9 protein-coding genes and 1 other annotated feature (1 of these 10 cut by a window edge) are annotated in these 11,388 nt (G+C 53.8%); all 9 genes read right to left on the bottom strand.

Going from position 1 to position 11,388, the window contains the following annotated elements; all coding sequences use genetic code 11:
- Positions 1–209: a binding site (T-box leader), on the bottom strand (it extends 11 nt beyond the left edge of the window).
- Positions 210–256: 47 nt separating this feature from the next.
- Positions 257–1,561: a glutamate-1-semialdehyde 2,1-aminomutase gene (hemL, locus tag M467_RS24685; protein WP_021066853.1), complete on the bottom strand. Its 1,305-nt coding sequence runs from the start codon at positions 1,559–1,561 to the stop codon at positions 257–259.
- A complete protein-coding gene (gene hemB / locus M467_RS24680) occupies positions 1,558–2,538 on the bottom strand; it encodes a porphobilinogen synthase (RefSeq protein WP_021066852.1) in 981 nt (326 codons plus the stop codon). Before hemB ends, hemL begins: the two co-directional genes overlap by 4 nt.
- A complete protein-coding gene (locus tag M467_RS24675) occupies positions 2,535–3,200 on the bottom strand; it encodes a uroporphyrinogen-III synthase (protein WP_021066851.1) in 666 nt (221 codons plus the stop codon). The genes hemB and M467_RS24675 overlap by 4 nt, the downstream gene beginning before the upstream one ends.
- Complete coding sequence (hemC, locus tag M467_RS24670) at positions 3,193–4,110, bottom strand: hydroxymethylbilane synthase (protein WP_021066850.1); 918 nt, start codon at positions 4,108–4,110, stop codon at positions 3,193–3,195. The genes M467_RS24675 and hemC overlap by 8 nt, the downstream gene beginning before the upstream one ends.
- A gap of 60 nt (positions 4,111–4,170) precedes the next feature.
- Positions 4,171–5,514 carry a glutamyl-tRNA reductase gene (hemA, locus tag M467_RS24665; protein WP_021066849.1) on the bottom strand — a complete coding sequence of 448 codons (1,344 nt, stop codon included), beginning with the start codon at positions 5,512–5,514 and terminating at the stop codon, positions 4,171–4,173.
- A 185-nt stretch (positions 5,515–5,699) separates the two neighbouring features.
- Positions 5,700–6,878, bottom strand: coding sequence for an AI-2E family transporter (locus M467_RS24660; RefSeq protein WP_021066848.1), 1,179 nt, complete (start codon positions 6,876–6,878; stop codon positions 5,700–5,702).
- Positions 6,879–6,992: 114 nt separating this feature from the next.
- The gene (gene yihA / locus M467_RS24655) at positions 6,993–7,589 is read right to left on the bottom strand and encodes a ribosome biogenesis GTP-binding protein YihA/YsxC (protein WP_021066847.1); all 597 of its coding nucleotides are present in this window, start codon (positions 7,587–7,589) and stop codon (positions 6,993–6,995) included.
- A gap of 3 nt (positions 7,590–7,592) precedes the next feature.
- Positions 7,593–9,893 carry an endopeptidase La gene (gene lon, locus M467_RS24650; protein WP_021066846.1) on the bottom strand — a complete coding sequence of 767 codons (2,301 nt, stop codon included), beginning with the start codon at positions 9,891–9,893 and terminating at the stop codon, positions 7,593–7,595.
- Positions 9,894–9,963: 70 nt separating this feature from the next.
- Entirely contained in the window at positions 9,964–11,232 is a 1,269-nt protein-coding gene (gene clpX / locus M467_RS24645) for an ATP-dependent protease ATP-binding subunit ClpX (protein ID WP_021066845.1), read from the bottom strand.
- Between the last annotated feature and the right edge of the window lie 156 nt (positions 11,233–11,388).

Genomic DNA, 11,388 nt, shown 5'->3' with positions numbered 1-11,388 from the left:
AAGAAGCCGTATCTTCCGCGGTACCACCTTAGTTCGCCACATGTGGCGCCCTCAAAATCGAATAACGGTCGATGGACCGGACCTTCCTACTTCGTTCAAAAGGTCAGCTCCGAGGCGACTTCCGCACCATCCTTCGCGGCCTCGCACCAAGCGGCCGCGTCTCTGAAAAAGGATGTTGATTGCGTACTATTCCTCATCGTAGCTTTTGTTCGTATCTGTTAAACAATTGTAGCGACAGAAGCTGTTTCCGTCAAGATTACAATGAAAACTCTTGTTGCAGCTCTTTGAATGTCGCGTCGACCGCTGCGAGCGTCAAGTCGATATCTTCGTCCGTGTGAACGGTCGAGAGGAACAATCCTTCGAACTGTGACGGTGGCAAGAACACGCCGCGCGCCGCCATCTTCTGATAGTAAGCACGGAACAAGTCGAGGTTCGCCGTCTTCGCCTTCTCGAAGTTCGTCACTTTCTCGTTCGTGAAGAAGAATCCGAACATCGATCCGGCCCGGTTCGTGTCGTGCGGGATGTTATACTTCTCGGCTGCTTTCGTATAGCCTTCGGCAAGACGGTCCGCTTTGCGTTCGAACTCGGCGTAGTGCTCAGGCTTGAGTTGCGACAACGTCGTGTAGCCGGCAATCATCGCGAGCGGGTTCCCTGAGAGCGTCCCTGCCTGGTAAATCGGTCCTTGTGGCGCGATTTGTTCCATAATCTCGCGTTTCCCGCCATAGGCACCGACCGGAAGGCCGCCGCCGATGACTTTCCCGAGGCACGTCAAATCCGGCGTCACGCCGAAGTAGCCCTGGGCACAGTTATAGCCGACCCGGAATCCGGTCATGACCTCGTCAAAGATGAGGAGCGCGCCGTACTGTTCCGTGATCTCGCGGAGTCCTTCGAGGAAGCCAGGTTGCGGTGGCACGAAGCCCATGTTGCCGGCCGCCGGTTCGACGATGACACCAGCGATATCGTCGCCGAACTTCTCGAAGGCGATGCGGAGAGCATCCAAATCGTTATATGGCACCGTGAGCGTCTGGCTCGCCAAGTCTTTCGGTACGCCCGGTGAGTCCGGGAGACCGAGTGTCGCGACACCCGAACCGGCCTTGATGAGGAGCGAGTCGCCGTGACCGTGATAGCAGCCTTCGAACTTCAAGATTTTCGTCTTGCCCGTGTAGCCGCGTGCGAGGCGGAGTGCCGCCATCGTCGCTTCCGTACCCGAGTTGACCATGCGCACCATCTCGATCGATGGGACGCGCTCGATGACGAGCTCGGCCATTTTTGTCTCAAGCTCAGTCGGTGTCCCGAACGTCCAGCCTTTCTCAGCTTGCTCTTGAATCGCCTTCGTGACGACAGGGTCGCGGTGGCCGAGGATGAGTGGTCCCCATGAGAGGACGTAATCGATATATTCGTTGCCATCGATATCGTAGACGCGTGAGCCTTCACCGCGTTCAGCGAAGATTGGCGTCATGCCGACTGATTTATAGGCACGGACCGGGCTGTTCACCCCGCCCGGCATGAGCGGACGTGCTTGTTCGAACGCCGCTTCTGAGCGTGTTTGTTTGTAGGTCATGCGTAGTCTCCTTCCAAATAGCGACAGACGTCTTTTGCGAAATATGTGACGATGAGGTCCGCACCGGCCCGTTTGAAGCCGACCATCGTCTCCATGACGATGCGTTGCTCGTCGACCCAGTCGTTCAAAGCAGCCGCTTTGACCATGGCGTACTCTCCGCTCACGTTATACGCCACGATCGGCATATCGAGCGAGTCGCGCATGTCACGGATGATGTCCATGAACGCGAGCGCTGGTTTGACGATCATGAAATCGGCGCCTTGCTCGACGTCCGATTGTGATTCACGGAACGCTTCACGGCGGTTGGCCGGGTCCATCTGATAGCCTTTGCGGTCACCTTCACCAGGTGCCGATTGCGCTGCGTCACGGAACGGTCCGTAGTACGCCGATGCGTACTTGACGCCGTAACTCATGATTGGGATATGGTTGAAACCGTTTTGGTCGAGTCCTTCACGGATCGCGGCGACGAAGCCGTCCATCATCGAGCTCGGCGCGATGATATCAGCGCCTGCTTGTGCTTGCGTGATCGCCGTCTGGACGTGAAGTGGTAGCGACGCGTCGTTATCGACGTCACCGTTCTTCACGATGCCGCAGTGGCCCGTCGACGTATATTCGCAGAGGCATGTGTCCGCGATGACCGTGAGCTGTGGTGCCCACGCTTTCACTTTACGGATCGCTTCTTGGACGATGCCGTGGTCATGATACGCTTCCGTACCTTCCGGGTCTTTATGTTCCGGCACGCCGAACAAGAGCACCGATTGAATACCGAGGTCGACAATCTCGTTGATTTCGTCTTCGAGACGGTCGAGCGAGAAGTTGAAGACGCCCGGCATCGAGCTGACTTCGCGTTTAATGTCTGTCCCTTCGATGATGAAGAGCGGGTAAATCAAATCTTCTTTCCGAACATGATTTTCACGTACGAGTGCACGCATTGACTTCGATGAACGAAGACGACGATGACGGTCAAACTGGTTCATGAAAAATCCTCCCCTATACACTGTATTAATGCATCCATAGTATAACACTCAGGCACTCGGACCGGTAACGTCGACACTTCCCGGACGGCGCGCTCGGTCACTTCACCGATGGCGTACCACGTCCCGTGGAAATGATCGAGATATGGCGTGAGCGCCCGGACGGCGGACGGGCTGAGCACGAGGAGCGCCTCGATTCCTTCGAGCGCCTCGACTTCCGTCTCTGTCAGTTCACGCCCGATCGTCTCATAGACGACCCAGTCGTAGATGTTTTCGAGTTGCGTCATATGCGCCGTGTTCGCCAAGTCGCCCCGGGCGAACAAGACGACCTCGTCTGCTTTTACGACAGTTGCAAGGTCATGGAACAACGCCTCGCCCGTAAACGTCTCCGGCATGAGCGCGACAGTGAATCCGACGGTCTCGAGTGCTTGTTTCGTTTTCTCGCCGACGGCCGCGACTTTGACGTCACGCGGGACGTCACGGAGTGCCGGTACCGCCGTCTGGCTCGTCACGACGAGCCAATCGAATCGGCTGATTGGCATCTGGTTGTACGTCAATCTAGTCTCGATGAGCGGGACGTGATGAACGGAAAGACCGCTCGCGGTGAGCCGGGCTCGCTGCGAAGCGGTCAGTCGTTTTGTCCCTGTGTACCAGACGTCACGCATTGACCGAGGCGAGAATTTCGCGCCCGCCGCGTCCGAGCAAATCGTCTGCTACGTCTTTCCCTAGTGCGACCGCGTCTGACGACGTCTTCGTCACGCGGAGCACTTCTTTACCGTCGACCGAGGCGATGAGGCCTGTGAGCGTCACGTTGTCGCCATCGACCGTCGCATAACCGCCGACCGGCACGTGGCAGCTGCCTTCGATTGCCTTGAGGAACGTCCGCTCGGCCGTTGCGGCTTTCGCCGTCACATCGTCATGGAGCAATTGTAGAATTGCCGTCACTTCAGCGTCGTCCTTCCGGCTTTCGATGGCAAGCACACCTTGTCCGACGGCCGGGACCATCATGTCGGCGTCAAGCGCTTCGAAGTCGACGCGGTCCGTCCAACCCATGCGTTCGAGCCCGGCTTTGGCGAGCAAGATGGCGTTGAAGTTTTCTGTCTCGAGTTTTTTGAGGCGCGTGTCGATGTTCCCGCGAATCCATTGAATGTCGAAGTCCGGGCGGGCGGCGAGCATTTGGGCACCACGGCGCAGTGAGCTCGTCCCGATGACGGCACCTTCCGGGAGCGTTTCGAGCGTGTAGCCGTTCTCGCAAATGAGCACATCACGGGCGTCGACGCGTTTCGGCATGCAGCTGATATAGAGCTCTTCCGGCAACTCGGCCGGGACGTCTTTCATGCTGTGGACCGCGAAATCGATGTCCCCGGCGAGCATCTGTTGCTGAATCTCTTTGACGAACAACCCTTTGCCTCCGACTTTCGAGAGTTGCACGTCGACGATTTGGTCCCCTTTCGTCACGATTTCTTTGATTTCGAACTCGTTTTGAGCTCCGGCTTTCTTCAATTGATCGATGACCCATTTCGTCTGTGTCATCGCAAGTTGTGAGCGGCGTGAGCCGACGATAATTTTACGCATGATCGGTTATCCCCTTCATAGAAAAAGGCGACGAGATCCGCCGCCTTTTTTTGTTTTGTATTAGCGCATCAAGGCGCGAAGTGGTGCTTTCGCTGACATCGCTTCGGCTTCTTCCGTTTCCGGTTCGGCGTCAGGGACGTCGACATCTAGACCGAACGTCTCCACGAACTGATTGATGCGTGTGTTCGCATCCGGTTGAGCGGCGGCGTCTTTGATGTAATCAATCGGTTCACGAAGCATCTGGTTGATGATTGACTTCATATGCTTGCCGATGACTTTTTTATCGCGGTCCGACAGATGATCGAGCTTGCGCTCGAGGCTTTCCATCGTCTCTTCTTGAATGTTGAGCGCACGGGCGCGCAATTCATTCATGATCGGCACGACACCGAGCGTGATGAGCCACGTTTGGAACTCTTGAATCGCCTCATCGATTTTGATTTCAATCTTTTCGGCTTCAATGAGACGGGCCGCCAAGTTTTTATTGACGATGCCGTTCAAGTCATCCACATCGAACAAGTGGACGCCCGGAAGCGCCCGGACCGCTGGATCGATATCTCGCGGCACGGCAATGTCGATTAACAACAGTGGACGTTCCCGGCGGAGCAGTTGAGCTGCGGCGACATCATCATAGGCGATGACCGCTTCTTTCGCACCGGTCGAGCTAATTAAAATATCGGCGTCAAGCAAGCCGCAAGCAATCTCACGGATTGAGTGGGCCCGGCCTTTGAACTTGTCGGCGACCGCTTTCGCTTTGCTCTCGGTCCGGTTAAAGACGGCAATCTGTTTCGCACCGGCCTCGAACAAGTTGAGCGTCGTCAACTCGCCTGTCTCACCCGCACCGACGACGACGACTTGTTTGTCATCGAGCGACGAATACATTTCCTGGGCGAGCGTGACTGCTGCCGCGCTGACCGATACCGACATTTCCCCAATTTGCGTGTCAGTATGGGCGCGTTTGGCGAGCGTCACGGCTTCTTTGAACAGTTTGTTGAACACTGTTCCCGTCGTCCCGTTCTCTTGGGCGCGGAAGAAGCTCGATTTCACTTGTCCTAAAATCTGTGTTTCCCCAATGATCATCGAATCGAGTCCAGACGTGACGCGGAACAAGTGGCGAATTGCCTCTTCTCCTTCACGAATCGATAAATAAGGGGTGAATTGGTCCATCTCTAAATCAAACCAGTTCGCTAAAAACCGTTTTGTATAATAACGACCCGTATGGAGCTGGTCTGTGACGACATATAGCTCTGTTCGGTTACAAGTCGACAAAATAACCGATTCAAATATGCTTTTCTCTTCGCGAAGTGCAATCATCGCATCCACGATTTCTTGCTCCCCAAACGAGAACTGCTCCCGAATCGCGACAGGGGCTGTCTTGTTATTTAGTCCAACGACGACAATATGCATGTACCTCTTCCCCTCATCCAAAATCCACCGACGGTTGTCTCTTCTTTTTTACATCTCTACCGTACATTATAACAATTTTTATTTAGGAACTATAATCTTCTGTTCGATTTTTGTGAAATAATTTAAGAACTTTTTGTGACAAAAAAAAGTAGAAACGGACATAGAGACCATTTCTACTTGATTCCTCATTTTAAAGAGGATGGATCGGTGATGATTGTACTCTCTTGAGTCTTTTCTTCTTCCTCCGCTTCGAGGTAATGTTTCCGTTCCCTCAGCTTGTAAATGCGAACGATATTTTGAACGACGACTTTCGCCACCGCGTAGAACGGAACCGCGATGAGCATCCCGATAATCCCGGCCAAGTTCCCGGCGACGAGCAAGACGATGATGATCGTCAGCGGGTGCACCTTGAGTGACTTGCCTTGGATGAGCGGCGAGATGACGTTCGATTCGATCTGTTGGACGATGATGATGACGACGATGACCCAAAGTACTTTAATCGGATCTTGGATGAAAGCGACGACAACGGCCGGTGCCGCACCGAGGAACGGTCCGACGTACGGGATGATGTTCGTCACCATCATGAAGAGCGCGAGTAGGATGGCATAGTCGAGTCCGATAATCCATAATCCGATGAGCGACGTGATTCCGACGAAGAACGCCACGATCAACTGGGCATGGACGTAGTTTTTAACCGTCGTATGCATGTCATGCAAAATGTTGCGTGTCTCACGCTCATAGCTCGACGGCAACAACTTCACGATTGAGTCCGGAAGACGTTTCCCGTCAAGTAACATATACAAAAGCATGAATGGAATGACGACGATTGTGATGACGGCCGACGTGATGAAGCCGACAAGACGACCGAACGATGACGCGACATTCCCGAAGACGTCTCCGAGATACGACGTCACGTTGTTCGTGAAGTCGGTGAACATATCGTCATTCTCGGCGATGAAGCGTGACAAGAACTCATTTTGCATGAGCGAGTCACGAACGGCGAACGCCTGTACCTGCAATTCCTTGGCAATGCTCGGCATCGCGTTAACGAGTGACGTCACCTGCTCCGCGAGTACTGGGCCAAGGATGCTGAAGACGAGCGTAAAAATCAACACGAGTCCACCTAGCGTAATCCCGACGGCGAGCGGCCGTTTGCCGTCCATCCGTTTTTCTAAGAAATCGACAATCCCCACTAAGAAATAATAAAAAAGTCCGGCAATGATGAGCGGTACCGTGACGAGCGCCAAAATGACTTGGATTGGTTCGAATACGAATGAAATCTCCGTCCCGACCCAGATGACCAAGAAAATCGTCAGCGTCCAAAATAAAAAGCGGTACCATTTGTTCTGAAACATGATTTGCATCTTTCCACCTCGTTCTCTATTCTCTTGTCTTATGTAATTAGGACAATTATACGATAATTACCCGCTCTCGTAACCCTGAAAACAAAAAAGACGAGGGGTTGCCCTCGTCTTCGGTCAATCTTCTTCGCGTGTCAATAAATCGTAAATCGCTTTCCACGCTTCGTCTTTGCCTTCTGCCGTCTCCGCCGAGAACGCGACGAATCGGTCAGTCGATTCAAATTGAAGCTTGCGTTTGACGGCCGCTTCATGTTTTTGACGCTGCGCTTTTTTGATTTTATCGAGCTTCGTTGCCACGACGATGACCGGAATCTCGTAATGCTTCAAGAAGTTGTACATCGTCACGTCGTCACTTGACGGCTCATGACGGATATCGACCAACAGGACGACGCCGCGAAGCGCGCTCTGTGACGTCAAATATTGCTCCATCATGATGCCCCACTTCTCCCGCTCCGTCTTTGAGACTTTCGCGTAGCCATAGCCCGGCACGTCGACGAACATGATTTCATCGTTGATGTTGAAGAAGTTCAGCGTCTGCGTCTTCCCTGGCTTCGAAGACGTCCGTGCGAGTGCTTTGCGCTGACAAATCTTGTTGATGAACGATGACTTCCCGACGTTCGAACGTCCGGCGAGTGCGACTTCCGGTAACTCATGAATCGGGTAATGGTCAGGTGCGACGGCACTCGTGACAAATTCTGCTTTAGTGATTTTCATTATTTAATTTCCTCCAAATGCTACTTCTAATACTTGATCGAGCGTCGTGACCGGGACGAACGTCAGTTTCTCACGGACGGTGTCTTGAATGTCATCGATGTCACGCTCATTGTCTTTCGGAATGACGATGGTCGTCAAGCCGGCTCGGTGTGCGGCGAGCGCTTTCTCTTTCAATCCACCGATTGGCAGGACGCGGCCGCGGAGCGTGATTTCCCCGGTCATCCCGATGTCACGGCGGACTTTCTTGCCGGTCAACGCCGAGATGAGCGCCGTCGCGATTGTAATCCCCGCCGACGGACCGTCTTTCGGGACGGCACCTTCCGGCACGTGGATATGCACGTCTTGGCGCTCGTAGAACGTCGGGTCAATCCCGAACCGTTCCGCGTTTGAACGGACGTAGCTATACGCCGTCTGCGCCGACTCTTGCATGACGTCACCGAGTTTCCCCGTCAACTGGAGCTTGCCTTTACCAGGTGCGAGTGCAACTTCAATCGTGAGCGTGTCGCCCCCGAACGCCGTGTAAGCGAGTCCGGTGACAGCACCGATCGAGTCTTCCGTCTCCCCTTTGCCGTAGCGGTACTTCGGTTTCCCGAGGTAGTCGCCGAGGCTCTTCAATGAGACGGTGACGCGTTTCTTCTCGCCGATGGCAATTTGCTTCGCCGCTTTCCGGCAAAGTGAACCGATGACGCGTTCCAAGTTCCGGACACCGGCCTCACGCGTGTAACGGCGAACGACTTCGTAAAGTGCGTCCTCTTTAATCGTGAGCTGGCTCTTCTTCAAGCCGTGCTCTTTATACTGTTTCGGTACCAAGTGACGCTTGGCGATCTCGACTTTCTCGAGTTCCGTGTAGCCGCCGATTTGGATGAGTTCCATCCGGTCAAGGAGCGGCGCCGGAATTTGCGAGACGTCGTTCGCCGTCGCGATGAAGAGCACGTTCGATAAGTCGAACGGTTCCTCGATATAGTGGTCCGAGAACGAGACGTTCTGTTCCGGGTCGAGCACTTCGAGCATGGCCGACGCCGGATCACCCCGGAAATCGGACGCCATCTTGTCGATCTCGTCGAGCAAGAACACCGGGTTCTTGCTCTCGGCCTGTTTCAAACCACGGATGATGCGGCCTGGCATCGCACCGATGTATGTGCGACGGTGCCCACGAATCTCGGCCTCGTCACGCACTCCGCCTAGCGAGACACGGACGAAGTGACGTTCGAGCGCCGACGCGATCGAGCGGGCGAGTGACGTCTTCCCGACCCCTGGAGGTCCGGCGAGACAAAGAATCGGTCCACGGAGCGAGTTCGTCAATTGACGGACCGCCAAGTACTCGAGGATTCGGTCTTTCACCGACTCGAGCCCGTAGTGGTCGTCATCTAACACATCGGCCGCATGTTTGACGTCGAGTTTATCTTCCGTCTCGATGCCCCACGGGAGCGAGGCGATCCAGTCGAGATAGTTGCGGATGACGGCATACTCGGGTGACGTCGCCGGGACGACGTTCAACCGCTCGGCTTCGCGCATGACGTTCTTCCGTGTCGTCTCAGGCAAATCGAGCGCCTCGAGTTTCTCACGGAGACGGTTCGGTTCAGACTCTTGCGACTGGTCGCCGAGCTCTTGCTGAATCGTCTTCATCTGTTCGCGCAAATAGTACTCTTTTTGTGCCTGTTCGATCGTCTTCTTCGTCCGTTCGCGCAACTCTTGCTCGAGCTCGATGATCTCGACCTCGTGCGTCATAATCTCGAGCAGCTCTAAGCCGCGTTTGACGGCGTCCGGTTCTTCGAGCATCGCTTGGCGGATGTCGACGTCGACGTCGAGCTTCGAAGCGATATAGTCGGTCAACGACTCGAGCCGTTCATACATCTCGAAACGACGACGCTCGTCCGGTGACAATCCTTTGATGGACCCGACGAGTTTTCCGAACTGTTCTTTCAATAAGCGCACGAGTGCCGTCCGCTCGACTTCTTCCCCTTCGACGAGTTCAAGTGGCTCGACGTCTGCGAACCAGCCTTCCTTCGTCTCTTCAATCGAGTTGATCTTGACGCGTTCTTTCCCGACCAAGCGGACGCGGACTGTCTCGTTCGACAGCTCGCTCATCTTGGCGATATGGACGCGTGTCCCGATCGCGTACAAGTCTTCCGGTTCAGGTGATTCTTTCCCCGTCTCTTTTTGTGTCACAACAATCAAATCTGTCTCGTGTTCCTTTGCGGCAAGGAGTGCTCGTAGGGAGAGCGGACGCCCCACGTCGATTGTCACTCCGATGAGCGGATACACCACGACTCCACGCAAAGGAAGGATTGGTAATTGTTCCATTACAACGCCTCCTGTGCAAAAAGGCCCAAAACTCGGATGTGCCGAGTGTTTGAGCCTTTTTCGTTCAAAATTATGCTGTCTCTTTATTGTCGCCTGTCTGTTCGACAGTACCATCGCGAAGTACGTATTTCGGACCGGCAAGACCCGTAATCGTTTCATCCGTGATGATGACTTTCTCGATATCGTCGCGCGATGGGACAGTGAACATCACATCGAGCATCATTTCTTCGATAATCGAGCGGAGACCGCGTGCGCCTGTCTTACGTTTGATCGCAAGTTTGGCGATTTCAACCAACGCCTCGTCTGTGAACGAGAGTTCGACATCGTCGAGTTCGAGCATTTTCTCGTACTGACGAACGAGGGCGTTCTTCGGCTTCGTCAAGATCTCGACGAGTGCTTCTTCGTCAAGCGTCGTGAGCGTCGCCATGACCGGTAAACGACCGATGAATTCCGGAATCAATCCGAACTTCTGAAGGTCTTCCGGAAGCGCGCGGGCGAGCAAGTCTTCTTGCGTCAACTCGCGGTTTTCTTGGTCGTTCCCAAATCCGATGACTTTCTTCCCGATGCGGCGTTTGACGACCGCTTCGATGCCAGCGAACGCGCCGCCGACGATGAACAAGATGTTCGTCGTATCGATTTGGATGAACTCTTGATGCGGATGCTTACGTCCACCTTGCGGCGGCACGCTTGCGACCGTACCTTCCAAAATTTTAAGAAGTGCCTGCTGAACGCCTTCACCCGATACGTCACGCGTGATCGATGGGTTTTCCGACTTACGGGCAATCTTATCGATTTCATCGATGTAGATAATCCCTTTTTCAGCCTTCTCGACATCATAGTCAGCCGATTGAATCAACTTGAGCAAGATGTTCTCGACGTCTTCCCCGACGTAACCGGCTTCCGTCAAGCTCGTCGCGTCCGCGATTGCGAACGGGACGTTCAAGACGCGAGCCATCGTCTGAGCGAGAAGCGTCTTACCGCTACCCGTTGGTCCAATCATGACGATGTTCGACTTCGAAAGTTCGACATCATCAGAACGGCCACCGGCGTTGATGCGTTTATAGTGGTTATAGACAGCTACTGAAAGCGCACGTTTGGCGCGGTCTTGACCAATGACATAATCGTCTAGGATGTTACGAATCTCTTGTGGTTTTGGAATGTCTTTAAATTCAACTTCTTCCTCCACACCGAGCTCTTCCTCAACGATTTCATTGCAAAGTTCGATACATTCGTCACAAATGTATACGCCAGGACCGGCGACTAATTTACGGACTTGTTCTTGCGATTTTCCGCAAAACGAGCACTTGAGTTGCCCCTTTTCCTCGTTAAATTTGAACATTCGGTACACCCCTTCTAAATGAAAATGGATGTAAGTGCGATAAATCGCCTATTTGTATTCCCAGGTGCGCATGCACCGTGAAAAGACATTTACATCTCTGCGTTGCAATAATTGTAGCATGAACAAATCACTTCATCAAAGATAAACACATGCAAA

The organism is Exiguobacterium chiriqhucha RW-2 (assembly GCF_000416965.1).
In the GTDB taxonomy this organism is placed as follows: Bacteria; Bacillota; Bacilli; order Exiguobacteriales; family Exiguobacteriaceae; genus Exiguobacterium; species Exiguobacterium chiriqhucha.
The sequence above is the reverse complement of the archived record's forward strand: the minus strand, read 5'-3'. Positions and strand labels throughout refer to the sequence as shown.